The 22,564-nt window shown below is 72.2% G+C and carries 22 protein-coding genes; 9 read left to right on the top strand and 13 right to left on the bottom strand.

Going from position 1 to position 22,564, the window contains the following annotated elements; translation table 11 throughout:
- Window positions 1-5: 5 nt before the first annotated feature.
- On the bottom strand, window positions 6-911 hold the full coding sequence (gene miaA, locus O7600_RS26855; RefSeq protein WP_281591197.1) for a tRNA (adenosine(37)-N6)-dimethylallyltransferase MiaA: 906 nt from the start codon (window positions 909-911) through the stop codon (window positions 6-8).
- Window positions 908-1,636 carry a hypothetical protein gene (locus O7600_RS26850; protein ID WP_281591196.1) on the bottom strand — a complete coding sequence of 243 codons (729 nt, stop codon included), beginning with the start codon at window positions 1,634-1,636 and terminating at the stop codon, window positions 908-910. Before O7600_RS26850 ends, miaA begins: the two co-directional genes overlap by 4 nt.
- A gap of 201 nt (window positions 1,637-1,837) precedes the next feature.
- Here O7600_RS26850 and O7600_RS26845 point away from each other — a divergent pair, with 201 nt between their 5' ends.
- Together O7600_RS26845 and O7600_RS26840 are read left to right on the top strand one after the other, a co-directional pair.
- Window positions 1,838-3,046 (top strand): DUF349 domain-containing protein, encoded by a 1,209-nt coding sequence (locus O7600_RS26845; protein ID WP_091579685.1) that lies wholly within the window; start codon window positions 1,838-1,840, stop codon window positions 3,044-3,046.
- A gap of 330 nt (window positions 3,047-3,376) precedes the next feature.
- Window positions 3,377-5,017 carry a cellulase family glycosylhydrolase gene (locus O7600_RS26840; RefSeq protein ID WP_281591195.1) on the top strand — a complete coding sequence of 547 codons (1,641 nt, stop codon included), beginning with the start codon at window positions 3,377-3,379 and terminating at the stop codon, window positions 5,015-5,017.
- 103 nt (window positions 5,018-5,120) lie between these two features.
- On the opposite strand, the gene miaB is transcribed toward O7600_RS26840, so the two are convergent.
- The gene (gene miaB, locus O7600_RS26835) at window positions 5,121-6,620 is read right to left on the bottom strand and encodes a tRNA (N6-isopentenyl adenosine(37)-C2)-methylthiotransferase MiaB (RefSeq protein ID WP_281591194.1); all 1,500 of its coding nucleotides are present in this window, start codon (window positions 6,618-6,620) and stop codon (window positions 5,121-5,123) included.
- A gap of 52 nt (window positions 6,621-6,672) precedes the next feature.
- On the opposite strand from miaB, the gene O7600_RS26830 reads away from it, so the two are divergent.
- Window positions 6,673-6,900 (top strand): DUF2277 family protein, encoded by a 228-nt coding sequence (locus tag O7600_RS26830; protein ID WP_091579696.1) that lies wholly within the window; start codon window positions 6,673-6,675, stop codon window positions 6,898-6,900.
- 53 nt (window positions 6,901-6,953) lie between these two features.
- Here O7600_RS26830 and O7600_RS26825 read toward each other — a convergent pair whose 3' ends face one another.
- Window positions 6,954-7,433 carry a hypothetical protein gene (locus O7600_RS26825; RefSeq protein ID WP_281591193.1) on the bottom strand — a complete coding sequence of 160 codons (480 nt, stop codon included), beginning with the start codon at window positions 7,431-7,433 and terminating at the stop codon, window positions 6,954-6,956.
- Between the two features lie 212 nt (window positions 7,434-7,645).
- Window positions 7,646-8,635 (bottom strand): selenide, water dikinase SelD, encoded by a 990-nt coding sequence (selD, locus tag O7600_RS26820; RefSeq protein WP_281591192.1) that lies wholly within the window; start codon window positions 8,633-8,635, stop codon window positions 7,646-7,648.
- Window positions 8,636-8,834: 199 nt separating this feature from the next.
- Between selD and O7600_RS26815 the strand changes: the two genes are divergently transcribed.
- From O7600_RS26815 to O7600_RS26800, 4 genes are read left to right on the top strand one after another with little or no spacing between them, the layout of a single operon-like run.
- A complete protein-coding gene (locus O7600_RS26815; RefSeq protein ID WP_281591191.1) occupies window positions 8,835-9,590 on the top strand; it encodes an amino acid ABC transporter ATP-binding protein in 756 nt (251 codons plus the stop codon).
- Between the two features lie 52 nt (window positions 9,591-9,642).
- Window positions 9,643-10,521: a glutamate ABC transporter substrate-binding protein gene (locus tag O7600_RS26810; protein ID WP_281591190.1), complete on the top strand. Its 879-nt coding sequence runs from the start codon at window positions 9,643-9,645 to the stop codon at window positions 10,519-10,521.
- Window positions 10,522-10,557: 36 nt separating this feature from the next.
- Complete coding sequence (locus O7600_RS26805; protein ID WP_099162017.1) at window positions 10,558-11,265, top strand: amino acid ABC transporter permease; 708 nt, start codon at window positions 10,558-10,560, stop codon at window positions 11,263-11,265.
- Window positions 11,262-12,233 carry an amino acid ABC transporter permease gene (locus O7600_RS26800; RefSeq protein WP_281591189.1) on the top strand — a complete coding sequence of 324 codons (972 nt, stop codon included), beginning with the start codon at window positions 11,262-11,264 and terminating at the stop codon, window positions 12,231-12,233. The genes O7600_RS26805 and O7600_RS26800 overlap by 4 nt, the downstream gene beginning before the upstream one ends.
- Window positions 12,234-12,291: 58 nt before the next feature.
- Here the strand turns inward: O7600_RS26800 and rny are convergent, their stop codons facing one another.
- Window positions 12,292-14,058: a ribonuclease Y gene (rny, locus tag O7600_RS26795; RefSeq protein WP_281591188.1), complete on the bottom strand. Its 1,767-nt coding sequence runs from the start codon at window positions 14,056-14,058 to the stop codon at window positions 12,292-12,294.
- Between the two features lie 913 nt (window positions 14,059-14,971).
- On the opposite strand from rny, the gene O7600_RS26790 reads away from it, so the two are divergent.
- Complete coding sequence (locus O7600_RS26790; RefSeq protein WP_281591187.1) at window positions 14,972-15,637, top strand: hypothetical protein; 666 nt, start codon at window positions 14,972-14,974, stop codon at window positions 15,635-15,637.
- A 239-nt stretch (window positions 15,638-15,876) separates the two neighbouring features.
- Here the strand turns inward: O7600_RS26790 and O7600_RS26785 are convergent, their stop codons facing one another.
- The 7 genes from O7600_RS26785 to O7600_RS26755 form a co-directional block, all read right to left on the bottom strand.
- On the bottom strand, window positions 15,877-16,581 hold the full coding sequence (locus O7600_RS26785; RefSeq protein ID WP_281591186.1) for a 3-keto-5-aminohexanoate cleavage protein: 705 nt from the start codon (window positions 16,579-16,581) through the stop codon (window positions 15,877-15,879).
- A 35-nt stretch (window positions 16,582-16,616) separates the two neighbouring features.
- Window positions 16,617-17,309, bottom strand: a complete 693-nt coding sequence (locus O7600_RS26780; protein WP_281591185.1) for a regulatory protein RecX — start codon at window positions 17,307-17,309, stop codon at window positions 16,617-16,619.
- A gap of 11 nt (window positions 17,310-17,320) precedes the next feature.
- On the bottom strand, window positions 17,321-18,370 hold the full coding sequence (gene recA, locus O7600_RS26775; RefSeq protein WP_013284729.1) for a recombinase RecA: 1,050 nt from the start codon (window positions 18,368-18,370) through the stop codon (window positions 17,321-17,323).
- Window positions 18,371-18,555: 185 nt separating this feature from the next.
- The gene (locus tag O7600_RS26770) at window positions 18,556-18,756 is read right to left on the bottom strand and encodes a DUF3046 domain-containing protein (protein ID WP_091579728.1); all 201 of its coding nucleotides are present in this window, start codon (window positions 18,754-18,756) and stop codon (window positions 18,556-18,558) included.
- 4 nt (window positions 18,757-18,760) lie between these two features.
- Window positions 18,761-20,056, bottom strand: coding sequence for an MFS transporter (locus tag O7600_RS26765; RefSeq protein WP_281591184.1), 1,296 nt, complete (start codon window positions 20,054-20,056; stop codon window positions 18,761-18,763).
- Between the two features lie 69 nt (window positions 20,057-20,125).
- Window positions 20,126-21,268 carry an acyl-CoA dehydrogenase family protein gene (locus tag O7600_RS26760; protein ID WP_281591183.1) on the bottom strand — a complete coding sequence of 381 codons (1,143 nt, stop codon included), beginning with the start codon at window positions 21,266-21,268 and terminating at the stop codon, window positions 20,126-20,128.
- 20 nt (window positions 21,269-21,288) lie between these two features.
- On the bottom strand, window positions 21,289-21,795 hold the full coding sequence (locus O7600_RS26755; protein ID WP_281591182.1) for a hypothetical protein: 507 nt from the start codon (window positions 21,793-21,795) through the stop codon (window positions 21,289-21,291).
- Between the two features lie 82 nt (window positions 21,796-21,877).
- Here O7600_RS26755 and O7600_RS26750 point away from each other — a divergent pair, with 82 nt between their 5' ends.
- Window positions 21,878-22,534 carry a 4a-hydroxytetrahydrobiopterin dehydratase gene (locus tag O7600_RS26750; RefSeq protein ID WP_281591181.1) on the top strand — a complete coding sequence of 219 codons (657 nt, stop codon included), beginning with the start codon at window positions 21,878-21,880 and terminating at the stop codon, window positions 22,532-22,534.
- The last annotated feature ends 30 nt before the right edge of the window (window positions 22,535-22,564 follow it).

Below are 22,564 nucleotides of genomic sequence, written 5' to 3'. Positions count from 1 at the left end.
TCCCATCATCGCCGATGCTCGGCGACCACCCGCAGGGCAGTGTCGAGAAACGCGGGCGAGGCCGAGTCCAGCCAGTGGACGCGCGGATCGCGCCGGAACCACGACCGTTGCCGGCGGACGAAGCGGCGGGTGGCCCGGACCGTCTCCTCGTACGCCTGCGTCTCGGTCAGCTCGCCGGCCAGGAAGCGCAGCACCTGCTGGTAGCCGAGCGCCCGGCTGGCCGTACGCCCCTCGGGCAGCCCCGCGTCGACGAGCCGGCGCACCTCGTCGACCAGGCCGTCGGCCCACATCCGGTCCACCCGCAGCGCGATCCGCTCGTCCAGGAGCGCGGTGTCCAGGTCCACCCCGAGCTGCACCGACGGGTAGTACGGCGTGGGCGCCGGCAGCGACGCGGTGAACGGCGCGCCGGTCAGCTCGACCACCTCCAGCGCCCGGACGATCCGCCGGCCGTTGGTGGGCAGGATGCCGGCCGCCGCCCGCGGGTCGGCCTCAGCCAGCCGGGCGTGCAGGGGGGCGGGGCCGACCTCGGCCAACTCGGCCTCCAGCCGTTCCCGCAGCGCCGGATCGGTGCCGGGAAACTCGAACTGCTCCAGCACCGCCCGCACGTATAGCCCGGAGCCGCCCACCAGCAGCGGCACCCGCCCCCGGGCCAGGATGTCGTCGACCGCCGCGCGGGCCAGCTTCTGGTATTCCGCGACGCTGGCCGGCTCGGTCACCGGCCAGATGTCGAGCAGGTGGTGCGGCACGCCCTCCCGCTCGGCCGGGTTCAGCTTGGCGGTGCCGACGTCCATGCCCCGGTAGAGCTGCATCGAGTCGGCGTTGACCACCTCACCGCCCAGCGCGTGCGCCAGCGCGATGCTCAGCGCCGACTTGCCGGCCGCGGTCGGCCCCACCACCGCCACCACGGTCATGACCGCTCCCAGTTCGCCACGAAGTAGGCAACGCCGTAGGGCGCGTCCTGGTAGCTGACGTCGCCGCGCCAGTCGCCGCCCGCCGCGTCGACCGCGCCGGCCAGCACCTGCCACGGCGCCCGCCCCGCGACCTTCAGCTCCGCCGACAGCCCCGGGTCGAGACCGAGCAGGGCGTCGGCGTCCGCGCGGGCCAGGGCCGCGGCGACCCCGTCGTCGTACGCGGGCGCGCGCGGGTCGTCGTAGCCGGGCGCCTTGACGCCGCGGCACGCCGACCCGTCCCCCATCGCCAGCAGCGCCCACGGCTGCCTCGAGGAACCCAGCCTGCCTCCGCCGGCGGCGCACCGCTCGACCGGCTCGTCGGCTGCCACGGAGATCATCCGCCAGGTCGTCGGAACCTCCGGCCGCACGCGACTCAGCAGCCAGGCACCGACGAGGAGGCTCAGGGGCAGCCCGTCCGTGCCGATGATCCCGTCGGGGTGCCGTCCCAGTTGCACCTCCAGCGGCGCTCCCCAGGACGCGAAGCTCCCGCGATACGGGTAGGACAGCTCGGCGGTACGGTCCCCACCACCGACCACCACGACGGTGCGCGCTCCCGAGGCGAGCAGCCGGGCGACCGCGACGTCGGCGGCGGCGCGCAGGTCGTCCAGCTCGGGCGCGGCGGCGCCGGCCAGCTCGGGCACGATCAGCGGCGGGTGGGGGCAGACGGCGGCGGCGACCAGGGGCACGGCTCCAACCTATCGGGATCACCCGGTGCGTCCCCGCGCCGATCCGGTCATCGAGGGCGTACGACACCGTATGGTCACGGTCGACGACAGGCGCTCGACACGGACGGGGGCGGACCTGTGACAATGCCGGGAGAAAGTTTGCTGCGCCGTGGCGGCGACCGGGGGCCGGTCCCTCGACGCCGGGAGAACGAGGATGGGCACATGAGCGACTGGACTGCCTTCGGACGGGTGGACGAGGACGGCACCGTCTACGTCAAGACCGCCGAGGGCGAGCGGGTGGTCGGATCCTGGCAGGCGGGAGCCCCGGAGGAAGGGCTCGCCCACTTCGCCCGCCGCTTCGCCGACCTGGTGACCGAGGTGGACCTGACCGAGGCCCGGCTCAACTCGGGCGCGGCGGACGCCGGCCACTCGCTGACCACGATCCGGCGGATCCGTGGGTCGCTGGCCGAGGCGCACGTGGTCGGGGACATCGACGCCCTGGCCGCCCGCCTGGACAAGCTGGCCGCGGTCGCCGAGGAGAAGGCCGGCGAGGCCAAGGCCGCTCGCGAGGCGGCCCGGGGCGAGGCCCTGGCGCGCAAGACCGCCCTGGTCGAGGAGGCCGAGAAGCTGGCCGCCGAGTCGACCGGCTGGAAGACCGCCGGCGACCGGCTCAAGGAGATCCTCGACGAGTGGAAGACCATCCGCGGCGTCGACAAGAAGGCCGACGGTGAGCTGTGGAAGCGGTTCGCCGCGGCGCGGGACGGCTTCACCCGCCGCCGGGGCGCCCACTTCGCCTCCCTCGACCAGCAGCGCAAGCAGGCGCAGACGGTCAAGGAGGAGCTGGTCGCCGAGGCCGAGAAGCTCAAGGAGTCGACCGACTGGGGCGCCACCGCCGGCCAGCTCAAGGACCTGATGGCCCAGTGGAAGGCCGCGCCGCGCGCCGCCAAGGAGGCCGAGCAGAAGCTCTGGGAACGGTTCCGGGCCGCGCAGGACGAGTTCTTCACCCGGCGCAGCGAGGTCTTCTCCGCGCGGGACAACGAGCAGCGCGCCAACCTGGAGCGCAAGCAGGCGCTGCTGGCCGAGGCCGAGGCGCTCGACGTCGACGGTGACCCGAAGGGCGCCCAGGCGAAGCTGCGGGAGATCCAGGCGCAGTGGCACGAGGCCGGCCGGGTGCCCCGCGAGGCCGCCGCCGGGCTGGAGCGCCGGCTGCGGGCGGTGGACGACAAGGTCCGCGAGGTCATGGACTCGGCGTGGCGGCGTACCTCCAAGGAGGACAACCCGCTGCTCGCCCAGATGCGCGCGCAGGTCGCCGAGGCCGAGGACCGGCTGGCCCGGGCCCAGGCCGCCGGCGACGCCCGCCGGGTCAAGGAGGCCGAGCAGGCGCTCGCCTCGAAGCGGCAGTTCCTCCAGCTGGCCGAGCAGGCCGGCTGACGCAGGCACCCCGGCCGGGCAGGCCGGCGGACAGACAGATCGGGTGAGCCCCCGGCCGAGCGGCCGGGGGCTCACCCGTGTCCGGGGGCGGGTTGACGCATCGAGGCGGGCTGATCAGAATGAGCGGCGGAGCCAGGTTCAGGCACCGGCACGAGGGCACCGACGGCTGATCTCGCCGTCGACGGTCGCCGGTGTGACATCTCGCGGGTGGCCGTCCACACGACACGGCCCGGCTCGCGCTGCGCGCGTACTCGATGACGAGCGGGACGTGCCTCCTGGTCCTGCCGCCCGCGGCGCCCGTGCGGCGCGGGCTTCCGAAGTGGAGCTTCCATGCACCGACGCACCGCCCTGGGCGGCGCCCTGACGGCGCTCGCCACCGCAGCAGCAGGCGTCCTCGTCGCCGCCGCCGTCGCCACCTCCCCGGCCGCCGCGGCGGCCGGCGGCACCGGCACCGGTTACCTGCACACCAGCGGCAGCAAGATCGTCGACAGCACCGGCGCGACCGTCCGGCTGACCGGTATCAACTGGTTCGGGATGGAGACCGACAACAAGACGTTCCACGGCCTGTGGTCGAGCAACCCGTGGCGCTCGCAGCTCGACACCATGGCCCGGCTGGGCTACAACACGCTGCGCATCCCGTACTCGAACGACGCGCTCAAGGCCGGCGCGACGGCGACCGGGATCAACGACTTCGTCAACCCGGACCTGGTCGGGCTCGCCCCGTTGCAGATCCTCGACAAGGTCATCGACTACGCGGGCAGCAAGGGAATGCGGGTCATCCTGGACCGGCACCGGCCGACGTCGGCCGGCCAGTCGCCGCTCTGGTACACCTCGACGGTCTCCGAGGCGACCTGGATCAACGACTGGAAGATGCTGGCCCAGCGGTACGCCGGCAACACCACGGTGATCGGTGCGGACCTGCACAACGAGCCGCACGCCGAGGGCACCAATCCGGCCGCCACCGGCGCCTGCTGGGGCTGCGGCGACACCACGCGGGACTGGCGGCTGGCCGCCGAGCGGGCCGGCAACGCGATCCTCGGCGTGCAGCCGAACTGGCTGATCTTCGTGGAGGGGGTGAGCTGCCCCAGCGGCGGCCTGTCGAACGTCTGGGACAACGACCCCAGCAACGACGAGGACTGCGGCTGGTGGGGCGGCAACCTGTCCAAGGCCGGGCAGTTCCCGGTCCGGCTGAACGTGGCCAACCGGCTGGTCTACTCGCCGCACGAGTACGCCACCTCGGTCTACCGGCAGGCCTGGTTCGACGACCCGTCGTACCCGGCGAACATGCCGGCCATCTGGGACAAGTACTGGGGCTACCTCTACAAGCAGAACATCGCGCCGATCATGATGGGCGAGTTCGGCACCACGCTCCAGGACCCCAAGGACAAGATCTGGCTGCAGAACCTGATGGCCTACACCGGCACCGGGGTCAACGGGATGTCGTTCACCTACTGGTCGTGGAACCCGAACTCGGGTGACACCGGCGGCATCGCCAACGACGACTGGACCACGATCAACCAGCCGAAGCAGGACATCCTCCAGCCCTACCTGATCCCGCCGACCGGTGGGGGCGGCAACCCGACCCCGACGCCGACCGGCACCGGCTCCCCCACGCCGACGCCCACCGGCACGCCGACCCCGACGCCGACCACGCCGGCGCCCAGCGGTGGCTGCACGGCCAGCTACAAGCAGGTCAACGCCTGGGCGGGCGGCTTCCAGGGCGAGCTGACCGTGAAGAACACCGGCACCGCGGCGGTGAACCCGTGGTCGGCCACCTGGACCTGGCCGTCCGGCGTGACCCTCGCCAGCGGCTGGAACGCGACCGTCACGCAGTCCGGCACCACGGTCACGGCCGCCGCGCCTGCCTGGGCGTCGTCGCTGGCGCCGGGGGCCTCGGTGACCGTCGGCTTCACCGCCAACGGCACCGCCGCCACCCCCGCCACCGTGAAGCTCAACGGCACCCCCTGCTGAGCGTGTAAGGAAGGGCCCCTTTTTAACGCCTGCGGTAGAGGAGGGGCCCCCTTTTAACACCAACTGTTAAAAGGGGGCCCCTCCTTACACGCTCAGGTGGCGGTCAGGTTGCGGCGCAGCCGCCGCTGGAGGCGGGCGCCACGGCCGGCGCGCCGATCGTCGGCAGCCCGAGCAGCACCCCCGGCGTACGCGGGGCGCGTCCCGCCTCGGCCGCGTCGCCGGCCCGGGTACGCCGGTGCGCCAGCGGCGCCCCGTCGGCGTTGAGGTGGTGCGGGGCCGCGTACGTGGCGGTGGTGTGCACGATGTCACCGGGGCGGATCTGCCCGGCCAGCTCACCGGTGGCGAAGTGCACCAGCCGGCCGTCCCGGGCCCGGCCGGACATCCGGCCGGTGCGCTCGTCCTTGCGCCCCTCGCCGACGGCGACCAGCACCTCGACGGTCTCCCCGACCAGCTTCCTGTTCTCCGCCCAGGTGATCTCCTCGACGCAGGCGATCAACCGCTCGTACCGCTCCTGCACGACCTGCTTGGGCAGCTGGTCGTCCATGGTCGCGGCCGGGGTGCCGGGGCGCTTGGAGTACTGGAACGTGAACGCCGACGAGAACCGCGCCTCCCGTACCACGTCGAGCGTGCGCGCGAAGTCGGCCTCGGTCTCGCCGGGGAAGCCGACGATGATGTCGGTGGTGATCGCCGCGTCCGGCATCGCCGCCCGGACCTTCTCGATGATCCCCAGGTAGCGGTCCGACCGGTACGAGCGGCGCATGGCCCGCAGCACGTCGTCGGAGCCGGACTGCAACGGCATGTGCAGCGAGTGGCAGACGTTCGGCGTCTCGGCCATCGCGGCGATCACGTCGTCGGTGAAGTCCTTCGGGTGCGGGCTGGTGAACCGGACCCGCTCCAGCCCGTCGATGTCGCCGCAGGCGCGCAGCAGCTTGCCGAAGGCGTACCGGTCGCCGAACTCGACGCCGTAGGAGTTGACGTTCTGCCCGAGCAGGGTCACCTCCAGCACGCCCTCGTCGACCAGCGCGCGCACCTCGGAGAGCACGTCGCCGGGGCGGCGGTCCTTCTCCTTGCCGCGCAGGGAGGGCACGATGCAGAACGTGCAGGTGTTGTTGCAGCCGACGGAGATCGAGACCCACCCGGCGTACGTCGACTCGCGCCGGGTCGGCAGCGTGGAGGGGAAGACCTCCAGCGACTCCAGGATCTCCACCTCGGCGGCGGTGTTGTGCCGGGCCCGGTCCAGCAGCACCGGTAGCGAGCCGATGTTGTGCGTGCCGAAGACCACGTCCACCCAGGGGGCCTTGCGGACGATCTCGCCGCGGTCCTTCTGGGCCAGGCAGCCGCCGACGGCGATCTGCATCCCGGGGTGCTTCGCCTTCACGGGGCGCAGATGACCCAGGTTGCCGTAGAGCCGGTTGTCGGCGTTCTCGCGGACCGCGCAGGTGTTGAACACCACCACGTCGGGCTGCTCGTCGGCCTCGGCGGCACGCACGTAGCCGGCGTCCTCGAGGAGGCCGGAGATGCGCTCGGAGTCGTGCACGTTCATCTGGCAGCCGTACGTGCGCACCTGGTAGGTGCGCGGGCTGCCCGCGGCTGCGGTAGTCATGACCCGGACAGACTATCCGGGTGGAGCAGGTCGGATCGAACGAGGAGGAGCCGTGTGCCGGAGCATCAAGACCCTGCGTGAGCCGTACGTCCCGGTGGTGACCGAGGAGGACGTACGGGCGGCCGCGTTGCAGTACGTCCGGAAGATCTCCGGTTTCCGCACCCCGGCGGCCCACAACGCGGCCGCGTTCGACGCCGCGGTGGACGCCGTGGCCGCCGCGACCGCGACCCTGCTCGACCAGCTCGTGGTCCGCGGCCAGCAGCCGGCGGCCCGGGGCTGAGCCCGGAAGGGGTGCCGCTCGCCGCCGGTCCACGCGGCGGCGAGCGGCCGGGTTCAGGCGGCGGCGAGCGCCGGGGCGATCGAGTCGGGGGCCCAGCGGGAGCGGTGGCACTGCGACCAACCCCGGCAGCGCGCGTCGGCGACCGTGCAGAGCCGGTGGTGGCTGAGCACCTCGCCGTCGTCGGTGTCGGCCACGTCGAAGTGCACCGGGCGGATCGTGCCGTCCGGGGTGACCAGCAGGTGCCGGCCGGCGTCGAGCGTGTCGTCGCGCATCAGGCAGTTGCGGCCCAGCACCCGGGCCAGCGCCGCGAGGGCGGGCAGCTCGGGCAGGCGCTCGGGCACGCCGTAACAGTCGACCACGGTGCCGTACACCCCGGGCGCCTCCCACACGTCGCAGACCACCGCGTACGCGGGGAGCCGGACCGGGTCGGCGACGGCCAGGGGCATCACCACCCGGCCGAGCGCCTCGGCCAACGCCGGGTAGACCTCCACCGGCGTACCGCCGTCGATTCTCCAGTTCCACAGCTCGGTCATGCCGCCTCCTCGCTGCGCTCGTTCCACCGGCCTCCGGATCGGGCCTCTGTATCGATGGTGGGGTGCATTTGACCCCAGCCGGGGGCAAGTTACCGGTCTGTGACCATTCCGGGCAAAATTTCCGCGGGCGACGTTGCCCTGAGTAGCGGGAAGATGACAGTTTATCGGGTATCGTGCCGCGTTCGCGTCCTGCCGCGCCGAGGCGGGGACGCTCAGCGGAGCCGGATCAGGTGGTCCGAGGCCGGCAGCAGCTCGCCGATCACCGTGCCGCCCGGCACCTCCCCCGCGACCAGCAGGCCGCCGGAGGTCTGCGCGTCGGCCAGCAGCAGCCGCTCGGACTCGCCGGCGGTGCCGAAATCGGTCCACGGGGTGACCCAGTCCAGGTTGCGCCGGGTGCCGCCGCTGACGTACCCGTCCCGCAGCGCCTCCCGCGCGCCCGCCAGGTACGGCACGGCCGCCATGTCGATCGCCACCGTGAGCCGACTGGCGCGGGCCAGCTTCGAGGCGTGCCCGAGCAGGCCGAAGCCGGTCACGTCGGTGCCGCAGCGGATGCCGGCGTCCACCGCCGCCCGGGCCGCGTCCCGGTTCAGCCGGGCCATCGACGCCACCGCCTCACCGAACCGTTCCCCGGTCTGCTTGTGGCGGGTGTTCAGCACGCCGACGCCGAGCGGCTTGGTCAACGACAACGGCAGCCCGGCCCGGCCCGCGTCCAGCGTGATCAGCTCCTCCGGCCGGACCACCCCGGTGACCGCCAGGCCGTACTTCGGGCCGTCGTCGTCCACGCTGTGCCCGCCGGCCAGGTGGCAGTTCGCCTCCCGGGCCACGTCCAGGCCGCCGCGCAGCACCTCGCGCGCCAGCTCCGGCGGGAGCACGCCACGCGGCCAGCAGAGCAGGTTGAGCGCGACCAGCGGGGTGCCGCCCATCGCGTACACGTCGGAGAGCGCGTTGGCCGCGGCGATCCGCCCCCAGTCGTACGCGTCGTCGACCACCGGGGTGAAGAAGTCGGCGGTGCAGACCAGGCCGGTCCGCTCGTCCAGCCGGACCACCGCGGCGTCGTCGCCGTTCTCCAGGCCGACCAGCAGGTCGGTCGAGCCGCCGGTGGCGCCGAGTCCGGCGACCATCGCCTCCAGCTCCCCCGGCGGGATCTTGCAGGCGCAGCCGCCGCCGCGGGCATAGTCGGTCAGCCGGATCGCATCGGTCATCGCCTCATGATTCGCGTCGAGCGGCATCGCCGCCACTCGGACGCACCGGTCGGTGATGGAATTCGGACGCACCGGCACGCCGGTGACCGGTGTTACCGCTCCGTGACCATCTGGGTTGCGTTCTGCCACATCAGGCCGCCTACAGTTGCCCAACCGGGGGGTCGACCGACCCCCCGTTCCGGCACGGACGACAGGGACGGTGGACGACGTGACGACGGGCGACCCGCTGATCGTGCTCGACGGGGTCAACAAGTGGTTCGGGCCGCTGCACGTGCTCGACGACGTGTCCCTCTCCGTCGGCCGGGGCGAGGTGGTCGTGGTGATCGGTCCGTCCGGCTCCGGCAAGTCGACGCTGTGCCGCGCCATCAACCGGCTGGAACCGATCAACGAGGGCACCATCACGTTCGACGGGCAGCCGCTGCCGGCCGAGGGCAGGCCCCTCGCCAAGCTGCGCAGCGAGGTCGGCATGGTGTTCCAGTCGTTCAACCTGTTCGCGCACAAGACCATCCTGGAGAACGTCACGCTCGGGCCGGTCAAGGTGCGCAAGGAGAAGCCGGCGGCCGCCCGCGAGCGCGGCCTGGCGCTGCTCGACCGCGTCGGCATCGCCAACCAGGCGGACAAGTACCCGGCCCAGCTCTCCGGCGGCCAGCAGCAGCGGGCGGCCATCGCCCGCGCGCTGGCCATGCAGCCCAAGGCGATGCTCTTCGACGAGCCGACCAGCGCGCTCGACCCGGAGATGGTCGGCGAGGTGCTCGACGTGATGACGTCGCTGGCCCGCGACGGCATGACCATGGTGGTGGTCACCCACGAGATGGGCTTCGCCCGGCACGCGGCGAACCGGGTCGTCTTCATGGCCGACGGGCAGTTGGTCGAGGACGCCCCGCCGAACGAGTTCTTCGCGAACCCGCGCAGCGAGCGGGCCAAGGACTTCCTCTCCAAGATCCTCACGCACTGAGCGTCCGTAGTGGAGTCGTCCCCGGGCGGCTCCGTCGAAGAAGGAGATGAGTATGCGTTACAAGCGCGTGGCGGCGGCAGCCGCGGCGGCGACTCTGGCGCTCGGCCTGGCCGCCTGCGGTAACGGCGACGGCGACGAGGGCACCGGCGCCGGCAGCAAGGACTTCAAGGCCGGCAGCACCATGGAGCGGCTGAACAACGCCCAGAAGATCAAGGTCGGCACCAAGTTCGACCAGCCGGGCTTCGGCCAGAAGGGGCTGTCGGGCAAGCCCGAGGGCTTCGACGTCGAGATCGCGAAGCTGATCGTCAAGGAACTCGGCATCCCCGAGGACAAGATCGAGTACGTCGAGACCCCGTCGAAGGTCCGCGAGGACGTCATCGTGAACGGGACCGTCGACCTGGTCGCGGCCACCTACACGATCAACGACAAGCGCAAGGAGCGCATCGCCTTCGCCGGGCCGTACTACGAGGCCGGCCAGAACATCATGGTGCGCAAGGACGAGACCGCGATCACCGGCCCGGACTCGTTCAAGGACGGCACCAAGAAGGTCTGTTCGGTCACCGGCTCCACCCCGGCCGAGGAGATCAAGAAGTACGTCAAGGACGTCGCCACCCAGCTGGTGCTCTTCGACACCTACGACAAGTGCCGCGACGCCCTGAAGGGCAAGCAGGTCGACGCCGTCACCACCGACAACGTGATCCTGCTCGGCTACATCGCCAAGGACGAGGCGTCCTTCAAGATGGCCGGCGACAACTTCACCAAGGAGCCGTACGGCATCGGTGTCAAGAAGGAGGACACCGACTTCCGTGACTTCATCAACGACACCTTGGAGAAGGCCTTCCAGGACGGCAGCTGGAAGAAGGCGTGGGACGACACCGCCGGCAAGTTCGGCGCCACGCTGGGCGACGCGCCGACCGTCAACCGTTACTGATCCGTCCGATCTGGAGGGTGGGGAGGAAACCGACCCGTGAATGTGCTCATCGACAAGTTCGACGTCTTCGCGGGCGGGTTCTGGCTCACCCTCCAGATCTGCGTGCTCGCCGCGATCGGCGCCCTGATCCTGGGCGCCGTCGTGGCGGTGCTGCGCATCTCGCCGGTGCCACCGCTGCGCGCAGTCGGCACCACCTACGTGAACATCTTCCGGAACATGCCGCTGACCGTGGTGCTGTTCTTCGCCGCGTTCGGGCTGCCGGCCCTCGGTTCGAACGCGGACTTCCTGCGGATCCCCGGGCTGGAGGCGATCTTCAGCCGGCTCGGCACGGACCTGCCCTACTTCCGGTTCGGGCTGATCGCGCTGGTGCTCTACACGGCCGCGTTCGTCTGCGAGGCGCTCCGTTCGGGCGTGAACGCGGTGCCCGCCGGCCAGGCCGAGGCCGCCCGGTCGCTGGGCCTGACCTTCGGTCAGAACCTGCGCTACGTGGTGCTGCCGCAGTCCTGGAAGGCGTCGGTGGTGCCGCTCGGCTCGGTCATCATCGCAATGATCAAAAACTCGGCCCTGGTCGGCTTCTTCGGCGTCGTGGGTGACCTCTCCCAGACCGCCGACCAGCTCACCTCGGCCGGCGGTTACGCCTTCATCCCGGTGGCGATCGGCATCTCCGTCGGCTACCTGATCATGACGGTGCCGCTCGGTGCCCTGCTGGACCGGATCGAGAAGCGACAGGCGGTGGCCCGATGAGCCGGCAGACCAGCGTCCTCTACGACGTCCCCGGGCCGCGCCAGCGGCGGATCACGCTGATCAGCAGCCTGATTGCCGTCGTGGTGCTGCTGGCCGGGGCGTACCTGCTGATCTACCGACCGTTGGCGGACAAGGGCCAGCTCTCGATGGAGCTGTGGGGCCCGCTGATCGACCCCTCTAACGAGAACTTCTCCCAGGTCTGGGAGCGCCTCGGAACCGGTCTCAAGAACACCCTCGTCGCCGCCGCGCTGGCCATCGTCGCCTCGCTCGTCGTCGGCACCCTGATCGCCGTGCTGCGGATCCAGCTCAAGAGCCTGACCCGACGGCGCTTCACCGGCCTGGCCGCCCCACTGGCCTACCTCCTGCGCGGGCTGAGCTGGACGCTGTCCGTGGTCACCCGGATCTGTGTCGAGGTGTTCCGCGGCCTGCCGGTCGTCCTCACCATCTTCTTCGTGGCGCGCGGCTTCCCCGAGTTCGGGATCTCGTTCGACAACCTCTGGTACCTCGTGATCGGCCTCACCGTCTACAACGCGGTCGTCATCGCCGAGATCCTGCGCTCGGGTATGGAGGGGCTGCCCGGGGGCCAGGCGGAGGCCGCCGCCGCGATCGGGCTCTCCCCGTTCCAGACCACCGGGTTGATCCTGCTGCCGCAGGCCTTCCGGATCATGCTGCCGGCGCTGATCAGCCAGCTCGTGGTGGTGCTCAAGGACACCTCGCTCGGCTTCATCATCAGCTACGAGGAGACGCTCAACATCGGCAAGCAGATCATCGGCGTGCTGGGCAACCCGATCCAGGTCTACGTGGTGATCGCCGTGCTGTTCATCGCGATCAACTACTCGCTGTCGAAGCTGGCCCAGTACGCCGAGCGTCGCCTCTCCCGCGGACGCCGGACCACCGGCGCCGCCCCGCCCAACCCGCCGCCCGCCGCGCTCACCTCCCAGGCCGAGGGCGCCGGCGGCGGCATCTGAGAACCGGGTACGACGAGGGCCGACCGGAACGTTCCGGTCGGCCCTCACGCTTTCCCGGTCAGCGGGCGATCTCGGTGACCCGGGACTCGCGCACCACCGTGACCCGGATCTGACCCGGGTAGGTCAGCTCCTCCTCGATCTGCTTGGCCACGTCCCGGGCCAGCACCGCCGCGCCGATGTCGTCCACGTCGTCCGGCTTGACCATCACCCGGATCTCCCGGCCCGCCTGCATGGCGAAGACCTTCTCCACCCCGAGCTTGCCGGCGGCGATCTCCTCGATCCGCTCCAGGCGCTTGACGTACGCCTCCAGGCTCTCCCGCCGCGCCCCGGGCCGCCCGCCCGAGCAGGCGTCGGAGGCCTGGGTGAGGACCGCCTCGATGGTCTGCGGCGGCACCTCGTTGTGGTGCGCCTCGATGGCGTGCACCACGTCCTCGGTCTCGCCGTACTTGCGGGCCAGGTCCGCGCCGATGATGGCGTGGCTGCCCTCCACCTCGTGGGTGAGCGCCTTGCCGATGTCGTGCAGGAACGCGCAGCGCTTGATCGTCGGGACGTCCAGCCGCAGCTCGGCGGCCATGATGCCGGCGATGTGCGCGGTCTCGACCAGGTGCTTGAGCACGTTCTGCCCGTACGAGGTCCGGTAGCGCAACCGGCCCAGCAGGGTGACCAGCTCCGGGTGGATCTCGGTGATCCCGACCTCGACCAGCGCGTCCTCGGCGGCCCGGTGGCACAGCTCCTCCACCTCCTGCCGGGCCAGGTCGTAGACCTCCTCGATCCGGTGCGGGTGGATGCGCCCGTCCAGCACCAGCTTCTCCAGGGTGAGCCGGCCGACCTCCCGGCGGACCGGGTCGAAGCAGGAGAGCAGCACCGCCTCCGGCGTGTCGTCGATGATCAGGTTGACGCCGGTGACCGACTCGAAGGCGCGGATGTTGCGGCCCTCCCGGCCGATGATCCGCCCCTTCATCTCGTCCCCGGGCAGGTGCAGGACGCTGACCACGCTCTCCGCGGTCTGCTCGCTGGCGACCCGCTGGATGGCGTCCACCACGATGTGCCGGGCGCGCTGCTCGGCGGTGCCCCGGGCGTCCGACTCGATCTCCCGGACCAGCAGCGCCGCCTCCCGCTTCGCCTGCCCCTCGATCGACTCGACCAGCTCGGCGCGGGCCGACTCCGCGGTCAGCCCGGCCACCCGCTCCAGCTCGCGGCGACGCTGCTCCTCCACCTCGGTCAGCGCCCGCTCGCGCTCCACCAGCGCCGCCTCCCGGGCGGCGAGCGCCGCGGTGGCCGCGGTGAGCTGCCGCTCCCGCTCGGCCAGCCGCTCCACCTCCTCGGTGTGCAGCCGCTCCCGCTCGTCCATCCGGGCGGCCCGCCGCTCGACCTCGGCCGCCTGCTCCCGGGTGGTGGCGGCGAGCACCGCCACCTCGCGCTCACCGCTGCGCCGTGCCGTGGCGCGCAACTGCTCGGCGTCCGCCTCGGCCTGCTTGTGGGCCCGCTCCAGCACGGTGTCGGCCTCGGCCCGGGCGTCGTCGAGCACCCGCCGCGCCTCGGCCCGCGCCGCCTTCGCCTCGGCATTCGCCGCCGCCGCCTCGGTACGCGCCGCGGCGGCGGCGGACTTCGCCACGTCGATGGTGCTGTTCGCCTCGTCGGCGGCGCTGCGCAGCGCCGCCAGGGACTGCTCCTGCCGGTCCTTCTCCGCGATGAACGCCGGGTCCTCCGGCGCCGGGGCCAGGCTGAGGCGCTGGAGCGTACGCACGCCGAACAGCACGGCGCCGACCACCACCACGACGAGCAGCAGGACCACCACGAGGAGCACGACGTCGAAGGCGCTCATGCCGCCGCTCCGCACCGGTACGCCGACCCGCCGACCCGCCGCGCCTCGCCGGCAGGTGCTGGCTCACCGGTGCGGCGTGGCTCCCGGACACGTGGTGGCTCACCGACGCGGCTGGGCTCGCCGACGCGTGGTGGCTGACCGGCGCGTGGTGGCTCGCCGACGTCTCGTGAGTGGTCGCCCGGCGAGGAGCGGCCGGGACCGTGTGGCAGACCGCCGGTGAACCTGTGCCGCCCCGCCATGGCCGCCTCCCCTGAACGTCAACGCCGCAGGACGCGCGCGTGGGGCACGCACCTGCGGCTCTGGACGCCCGACCGGAGCGGCTGGCTGTGGGTAGCTTTCCGTCGGCGGTGCCCCTCACGGGTACCGCCTACGGCCGGTTGCAGTTGTCGGACGCACCGGACCGGGTCCGGAGCGACCGTCAAGGGGCCGGTGAAGCTGGCCAAAGTGATGCTGTTCTGTTACGCGTTCTATGTTGTGCGCTTAGCCTGCGCTGGTCGGGCAATGTGAGCCTGTATGGCGAGGCTAGGTCGCGAGGGGCCGTTCGGTCAAGAAGTCATGATCAAACCACCCGGACGGAGAGAAGTTGTCCGGTCACGCAACGCCGATCAGATGCCGGACACCCACGGACAAATCTCGCCGTCCGTCATCTGCGCGTGACCTTCCCGTGCTGCTCAACCCGCGTGCCGTCGACCGCCGTCGCGCCCGCCACGCCCGTCCACGATCCACTTCACGTCGCCGAGACGGCGGCATCCCCGTCCCACGACCTCGAACTGATGGGTCAACCGCTCTCCGCACCCAGGACGGTCCGGGTGTCGTACTCCGGATGATGGATTACACGTCGGCTCCAGTTGATGGGCTACACGACCTTGCACTCGCCGGCTACTGGTCGTGAACCTTCACCATGGGGACGCGGGTGGACCTCACAGACAGCCGCTGTGGCACGCTGGCCGGCGTGACGGACTTCCAGGCGCTTCTGGATGCAGCGGCGGTTGACCCCAGATCTCCGGCGTGGGACAAGATATGGGCGCAGTCGTGCCACCAGGGCACCTGCGATCCAGCGAGTGCTGTACTACTGCCGTGGCTGGCTCGTACCTGCGCGGCCTTGCCTGCCGAGGATCGGGAGAAGGCCTTGGCCCTCGCCGGATTCATCGCAGTCGACGCCGAGGCCAACAGCCGCACACTCTACGCCGACGACATCGCCATACTGCGCGCGCTGGCCCTGGACAGCATGGCGACCGGCACGACGAGTGACGAGATGTTCGTCTATATTCTGCAGGCGGTCCTCGGCTTTGAAGGCGACGAGACCTGGGGCAAGGAACTGGACCATCTCAACGACGGCGAAGTCGACGTCCAGTGCCCGGCGTGCGACGAGGAGCTGCTCATCGAACTCGAATCCCAAGATTCGCCCGTTGAACCCGGTCTCCCTTCCCCGCTCGCTGCACGCTTGCACACGATGGCCGTGCAGGCGGGACGCGAGTCGGTAGCGACTGGGATCACGTATCTGTTCGGACGAGTCACCTGCGCCTCGTGCGAGGCGACGTTCCCGCTCGCGGACCACCTGGCCGGCCACGCACTCTAGACGTCCGCGCCCGACGGCGTCGGGCAGCCAGCCCAGCCGCCATTCTGGCAACCGCTCCTGAGACGCGTCGCCACGAGCATCGTGTCTCGGGCGGGTTAGCCGGTTGGTCACGTCCCGTAACAGCGCCACCGCAGGGGCAGGCCAACTATCACCCATCAACCGAAGCCGATGCGTCACGCATCAACTGAAGCTCGACACCCCAGGACGGTCCGGGAGGGTGAGGTAGGGACAGCGGAGAGTCAGCGGGAGTACAGGGACCGGGCGGTGGCGACCAGGGCCGTGTTGTCCGGGGCGGGGGCGCCGTCGGGCAGCAGGAGCGTGTCCTCCAGGCCGATCCGGGTGTGCAGACCCCGGCGCACGGCCTCGCCGAACACCGCCCAGGTCGCCGGACCCTCGCCGTGCAGCAGCACCGGCGGACCCCCGCCGGGCAGTGCCGCGAGGATCGCGGCCGCGTCGGCGAGCGCCCTGCCCACCCGTTCGGCCATGCACTCGACCAGGATCCGCCCGGTCGGCGTCGGCCAGCGGCGCCAGGCGTCGACCGCCTCCCGCGTCCAGATCCCGGCCTCGACCATCACGCCGCGCTCGTGCAGGGCGGCCGCGACATCCGCCGCGCCGGACTCGTGGACGTTGACCGAGGCGAAGTCGGGCAGGACCGTCCAGGCACGGACGGCGGCCACCCGTTCGGCCGGGTCGGGAACGATCCACGCTCCGGTGCTCACCCCTACCGGCAGGCCGGGGCGGGCCGCCCGGACGGCGGTGACCGCCGCGGCGATCACCGCCGGGTCGAGCGACTCGGCACCGGCGTCGTCCCGAGGATGGACGTGCACCGCCGCCGCCCCCGCGCTGGCGCAGCGGACGGCGTCGGCCGCAAGCTCGGCCGGGGTGAGCGGTACGGCGGGGTGCTCGTCCCGCCGCCGTCCGCCGTTCAGACACGCCTTCAGCACGGCGCCGCTCCCTTCCCCCGAGGGCCGCAGTGCCCTCAGTCGAGTCGGCGGGCGTCGAGGTCGTGCTCGGCGTCGGCCAGCGCGTCGGCGTCGATGTGCTCGGCGAACTCGGCCGCCTCGGCGCTCTGCGCGGCGAGCGCGTCCTTCACCGCCCGGATCGCCACCCCGGCCGGGTAGCCCTTGCGGGCCAGCATCCCGACCAGACGCCGGAACACCGCGTCGGGCTCGCCCCGGGTGGTGCGCAGCTTCCGGTCGACCAGGGCACGGGCGGTGTCCGCCTCGGTCTCCTCGTCGATCCCGTCGAGCGCCTCGCCGGCCACCTCACCGTCGACGCCTCGCTGCCGCAGCTCGTTGGCGAGCGCCCGACGGGCCAGCCCCCGCCCGGCGTGCCGGCTGCTCACCCAGGCCCGGGCGAAGGCGGCGTCGTCCACGATGCCGACCTCGTCGTAGCGGTCGAGCACCTGCTCGGCGGTCTCCTCGGAGATGCCCTTGCGGGCCAGCGCGCCGGCCAGCTCGGCCCGGGTGCGGGGCCGCACCGCGAGCTGCCGCAGGCAGATCTCGCGGGCCAACTCCGCCTCGTCGCGCGGCGGAGCCGGAGCCTCCCCGGATTCGGGCTCCGCCGCGCGACCACGGCGCCCACGGCGCGGCCGGGGCGTGCCGGTGTCGTCACCCGCACGGGGTGGGCCGGCATCCCAGCCCCGCCCCGTGCGGGCGCGTCGTCCTGCCACGGGTCAGCGGATCAGAAGTCGACCGGCGGCAGCTCCGGGCCGCCGGCGGCGTCGCCCGCACCACCGGTGCCGACGCCGAGCTTCTCCAGGATCTTCTTCTCGATCTCGGCCGCCACGTCCGGGTTCTCCCGGAGGAACTCGCGAGCCTTCTCCTTGCCCTGGCCCAGCTGGTCGCCGTCGTAGGTGTACCAGGCGCCGGACTTGCGGATGATCGCCTGCTCCACGCCGACGTCGATCAGCGAGCCCTCGCGGGAGATGCCCTTGCCGTACATGATGTCGAACTCGGCCTGCTTGAACGGCGCCGCGACCTTGTTCTTCACGACCTTGACGCGGGTGCGGTTGCCGACCACGTCGGTGCCGTCCTTGAGGCTCTCGATGCGGCGCACGTCGAGCCGGACCGAGGCGTAGAACTTCAGCGCCCGACCACCGGTGGTGGTCTCCGGGCTGCCGAACATCACGCCGATCTTCTCGCGGAGCTGGTTGATGAAGATCGCGGTGGTGCCGGTGTTGTTGAGCACACCGGTGATCTTCCGCAGCGCCTGGCTCATCAGCCGGGCCTGGAGGCCGACGTGGCTGTCGCCCATCTCGCCCTCGATCTCGGCGCGCGGCACCAGGGCGGCGACCGAGTCGATCACGATGATGTCGATCGCGCCGGAGCGGACCAGCATGTCGGCGATCTCCAGCGCCTGCTCGCCGGTGTCCGGCTGGGAGACCAGCAGGGCGTCGGTGTCGACGCCGAGGGCGCGTGCGTACTCCGGGTCGAGCGCGTGCTCGGCGTCGATGAACGCGGCGATGCCGCCGGCGCGCTGGGCGTTGGCCACCGCGTGCAGCGCGACCGTGGTCTTACCGCTGGACTCCGGACCGTAGATCTCGACCACCCGGCCGCGCGGCAGACCGCCCACGCCGAGCGCCACGTCGAGCGCGATGGAGCCGGTCGGGATGACGGCCGTCTGCACGACGGGCCGCTCCCCCAGCCGCATCACCGAACCCTTGCCGAACTGCTTGTCGATCTGAGCGAGAGCAAGGTCGAGCGCCTTCTCCCGGTCAGGCCCTGCTGCCATGGTTGCCACCCCTGCCTTCGCCGGCGTCTTTCCTGAGCTTCGCGTCACGCGGGACACGCTAGGCGCTGGGTCCGACAGAAAACCAGCCGACGGGCCGTGAGCTGTGGACGAGCACCCCGCTGTGGACAATAGCCGAACAGGTGTACGACTGGGCAAGCGACACGCGGAACCGGGAAAAAGGCTGCTCAGCGTAGTCGCGCGGGCACCCGGTCGGGATAGGCCGCCACCACGGCGCGCCACACCACGTGCGTTTCCTCACCGGCGGCGAGGGCCTGCTCGACGGTCCGGCCGCCGAGCTGGGACAGCACCTGGTCGCTGGCGAGGCTGGCCGCGTACCCCGGCCCGAACGCCTCCTCCAGCCGCGCCCAGAAGTCGGTCAGCCGCACCTGTTCAGTCCTCCTCGTCGAGTGTGTCGTCCCCGCCGGTGCCCCGCAGCGCCAGCGCCGCCAGCGGCACCACCGCGATGGCTGCCAGCACGGTGAGCGTCGGGTACCCCACCGCCTGCATGACGAACCCGCTGACCGCTGCCGCGCCCGCCCCGGCCAGGCCCATGAGCAGGTCGGACAGGCCCTGCACACCGGGCCGGTCGGCGGTGGGCACCGACTCCGACAGCAGCGTCGAGCCCGCCACCATGGTGCCCGACCAGCCCAGCCCGAGCAGCGCCAGCCCCACCGCGAGCGGCGGCGTGTGGTGCCCGGCGGTGCCGGCGACCGCGCACGCCGCCAGCAGCAGCGCGACCCCGCCGAGGATCACCGGCCGCCGACCCAGCCGGTCGGTGAGCCAGCCCGTCACCGGCGAGAACGCGTACATCCCGGCGATGTGCAGGCTGAGCACGATGCCGACCACCGACAGCACGTCCGCGTCGGCGTGCCACTCACCGAGGTGCACCGGGGTCATCGACATCACCGCGACCATCACCAGGTGCCCCACCGCGACCGCGGCGATGCCGAGGCGGGCGGCCGGCCGTCGGCGTACCGTGCGCCACGCGGCGACCATGCCACCGCGACGGGTGACCGGCGGGGCGGCGCCGGCCTCGGGCGCCGCCAGCCGGCGCGCGGTGAGCAGCGGGTCCGGCCGGAGCAGGACCAGGAGTACGGCGGCGGCCAGCGTGAACGCGACGGCGCTGAAGGCGAACGGGCCGGCCAGCGCCGGCAGCCCCCAGCCCTGGGTGGTGTCGTCGGCGAGCGCGGCGAAGTTCGGCGCGGCCACCGAGCCGATGGTGGTGGCCCAGACGACCAGCGAGAGCTGGCGACCCCGGCGCTCCGGCTCGGCCAGGTCGACCGCCGTGTAGCGGGCCTGGAGGTTGGCTGCCGTGCCGCCGCCGAACAGCAGCATGCCGACGAAGAGCAGCGGCACCACCCGGGCCGCGGTCGCGACCACCACGAGCACACCACCGACCGCGCCGACCAGGTACGCGGCGACCAGGCCGGGCCGGCGTCCACGGGCGGCCATGAGCCGGGTGACCGGTACGGCGAGCAGCGCGGCCCCGACCACCCCGGCGCTCTGCGCCACCCCGGCCAGGGCGGTTCCGGCGACCCGGGCGGCGAGCAGCGCGCCGACCGAGATGCCGATGGCGACGCCGGTGCCGCCGATGATCTGGGTGAGGAAGAGCAGGCGGAGGGTACGTCGCTGGATGCCGGCGACGTCGGGCCGGGGTGGGGCCGGCGCGGTCAGGTCGGTGGACATGCGCGCTCCTGGTGAGGACGGATGCCCCATCCTCTCCCGCCGGTCCGTTCGACCGGCAACCCGGTTTCGCTACAGGCCGAGACCGCGGCCGATGATCTCCTTCATGATCTCGGTGGTGCCGCCGTAGATGGTCTGCACCCGGCTGTCCAGCCAGGCCTTCGCCACCGGGTACTCCAGCATGAAGCCGTAGCCGCCGTGCAGCTGCACGCACCGGTCGGCGACCTTCGTCTGCAGCTCGGTGGTCCACCACTTGGCCTTGGCCGCGTCGGTCACCGAGAGCCGGCCCGCGTTGAACTCGGCGACGCAGTGGTTCACGAAGGTGCGCGCGATGGTGATCTCGGTGTCCAGCTCGGCCAGGAGGAACCGGTTGTGCTGGAACCGGCCGATCGGGCGACCGAACGCCTCCCGGGACCGGGCGTGTTCCAGCGTGAGCGCGAGCAGCTTCTCGCAGGCGGCCACCGCGGCGACGGCGATGCTCAGCCGCTCCCGGGGCAGGTTGGCCATCAGGTGGTAGAAGCCGTGGTTCTCGGTGCCGATCAGGTTCTCCGCCGGCACCCGGCAGTCGTCGAAGAACAACTCGGCGGTGTCGTTGGCCTTCAGGCCGACCTTGGCCAGCCGCCGGCCCCGACCGAAGCCCGGCGTGCCGCTCTCCACCACGACCAGGCTGACCCCGTGCGCGCCCTGCTCCGGCGCGGTCTTCACCACCACGACCACCAGGTCGGCCAGCTCGCCGTTGGTGATGAACGTCTTCTGCCCGTTGAGGACCAGGCTGTCGCCGTCGCGTACGGCGGTGGTGCGGATGCCGGCCAGGTCGCTGCCCGCGCCCGGCTCGCTCATCGCGATCGCGGTGACCAGGTCGCCGGAGCAGAAGCCGGGCAGCCAGCGCTTGCGCTGGTCGTCGGTGGTCAGCTCGGTCAGGTACGGCGCCACCACGTCGTTGTGCAGCCCGAAGCCCAGACCGGTGCAGCCGGCCGAGATGATCTCCTCGTCGAGCACCGCGTGGAAGCGGAAGTCGCGCTGACCGCCGCCGCCGTGCTCGGGGTCGACGTCGAGCCCGAGCAGCCCGGCCGCGCCGGCGGCCCGCCACACCTCCCGGTCGACGATCCCGTCGGCCTCCCACCGCTCGTGGTGCGGCACGGCCTCCCGGGCGAGGAACCGCCGGCACAGGTCCCGGAACTCTTCGTGGACGGGCTCGTAGAGATGCTGCTCCATGGCGGCCAGTCTGGCACCGCTCACCCGCCCTGGACAGAGGCGAGCCGCACTCGCAGCCGACGTTCCCGGTGCCTCGTGCGGGCGGCCACGGCCAGCACCGCGACCAGCACCACCCCGAACCCGATCGCGCTGGCCGTCCACCCCACGTGCAGCGCGATCGCGATCAGCGCGCCGAGCAGCACGCCCCGGCGCACCGCGGGCAGGTTGTCCGTGACCGCCGCGAGGTCCGCCTCGTCGGTGGGCGGCTCGCCCCGGCGCAGCGCGGCGGTGGTCAGCCGCCAGCCGGCGATCCGTTCCGCCTCCGCGGCGGTGCGCGGCCTTCCCCAGCGGCTCATGACGAAGAGGAACAGGAAGCCCCAGATCACCCCGCCCAGCCCGGCCCGGACGACGGCGACCAGCGCGGAGCCGTCCCGCTCGTCCCAGAGCCGCAGCGGCAGCCAACACAGCGTGGCGAGCAGCATGAACGTCACGTACGAGCCGGGCGGGCCGAGCCGGATCGGGGACCCGCGACGGGGGGTGGCGGACATGACGGAGCCCTACCCGGGCGCGCCCCCGGGCAATCCTCTGTGGACACCCCGGCGGCGGGCGGGCCGCGCCTAGGATGCCCGGATGAGCACACTGACCGGGAAGCAGGTCGCCGACGCGGGGCTGGACGGGTGGACCTTCCTGCTCGGCGCGCTGCACACCCGCATCCGTACCCCTGATTTCGCCGCCGGCCTGGCGCTGGTGGCCACCGTCGGCGCGGAGGCCGAGCGGGTCGACCACCATCCCGACCTGGACCTGCGCTACACCCACGTCGGCGTGCGGCTGTGGTCGCACGACGCGGGCGGGGTGACGGGCCGCGACCTGCGGCTGGCCCGGACGATCTCGGCGCTCGCCGCGGACGCCGGGCTGTCCCCGTCCCACGCCGGGCTGTCCCGGCTGGAGCTCGCGCTGGACAGCCCGGAGCACGCCGCGGTGCTGCCGTTCTGGCAGGCGGTCCTGGCCGCGGAGCGCCCGGACGGTCCGGGCGCCGCCGACGACGAGGTGCGCGACCCGGCCGGCGCGCTGCCCACCGTCTGGTTCCAGTCCGCCGGGCGGGAGGAGCCCCGGCAGCGCTGGCACCCGGACGTCTGGGTCGACCCGGCCGAGGTCCGGCCGCGGATGGAGGCCGCGCTGGCGGCGGGCGGCACGCTGGTCAGCGACGCGGAGGCCCCGAACTTCTGGGTGCTGGCCGACCCGGACGGCAACCGGGTCTGTCTCTGCACCTGGCAGCAGCGCGACTGAAACCGGGGCGACGGCCGGGCGACGACGACG

Origin of the sequence: Micromonospora sp. WMMA1998, from assembly GCF_027497375.1 — a bacterium.
GTDB lineage: Bacteria > Actinomycetota > Actinomycetes > Mycobacteriales > Micromonosporaceae > Micromonospora > Micromonospora sediminicola.
Note: the sequence above shows the minus strand (reverse complement) of the source record. Positions and strands in the feature narration are given on the sequence as shown.

Coding starts and splice junctions, on each gene's coding strand:
- miaA (WP_281591197.1), bottom strand. CDS start 911: ATGACCGTGGTGGCGGTGGTGGGGCCGACCGCGGCCGGCAAGTCGGCG.
- O7600_RS26845 (WP_091579685.1), top strand. CDS start 1,838: ATGAGCGACTGGACTGCCTTCGGACGGGTGGACGAGGACGGCACCGTC.
- O7600_RS26840 (WP_281591195.1), top strand. CDS start 3,377: ATGCACCGACGCACCGCCCTGGGCGGCGCCCTGACGGCGCTCGCCACC.
- miaB (WP_281591194.1), bottom strand. CDS start 6,620: ATGACTACCGCAGCCGCGGGCAGCCCGCGCACCTACCAGGTGCGCACG.
- O7600_RS26825 (WP_281591193.1), bottom strand. CDS start 7,433: ATGACCGAGCTGTGGAACTGGAGAATCGACGGCGGTACGCCGGTGGAG.
- selD (WP_281591192.1), bottom strand. CDS start 8,635: ATGACCGATGCGATCCGGCTGACCGACTATGCCCGCGGCGGCGGCTGC.
- O7600_RS26810 (WP_281591190.1), top strand. CDS start 9,643: ATGCGTTACAAGCGCGTGGCGGCGGCAGCCGCGGCGGCGACTCTGGCG.
- O7600_RS26800 (WP_281591189.1), top strand. CDS start 11,262: ATGAGCCGGCAGACCAGCGTCCTCTACGACGTCCCCGGGCCGCGCCAG.
- rny (WP_281591188.1), bottom strand. CDS start 14,058: ATGAGCGCCTTCGACGTCGTGCTCCTCGTGGTGGTCCTGCTGCTCGTC.
- recA (WP_013284729.1), bottom strand. CDS start 18,370: ATGGCAGCAGGGCCTGACCGGGAGAAGGCGCTCGACCTTGCTCTCGCT.
- O7600_RS26765 (WP_281591184.1), bottom strand. CDS start 20,056: ATGTCCACCGACCTGACCGCGCCGGCCCCACCCCGGCCCGACGTCGCC.
- O7600_RS26760 (WP_281591183.1), bottom strand. CDS start 21,268: ATGGAGCAGCATCTCTACGAGCCCGTCCACGAAGAGTTCCGGGACCTG.
- O7600_RS26755 (WP_281591182.1), bottom strand. CDS start 21,795: ATGTCCGCCACCCCCCGTCGCGGGTCCCCGATCCGGCTCGGCCCGCCC.
- O7600_RS26750 (WP_281591181.1), top strand. CDS start 21,878: ATGAGCACACTGACCGGGAAGCAGGTCGCCGACGCGGGGCTGGACGGG.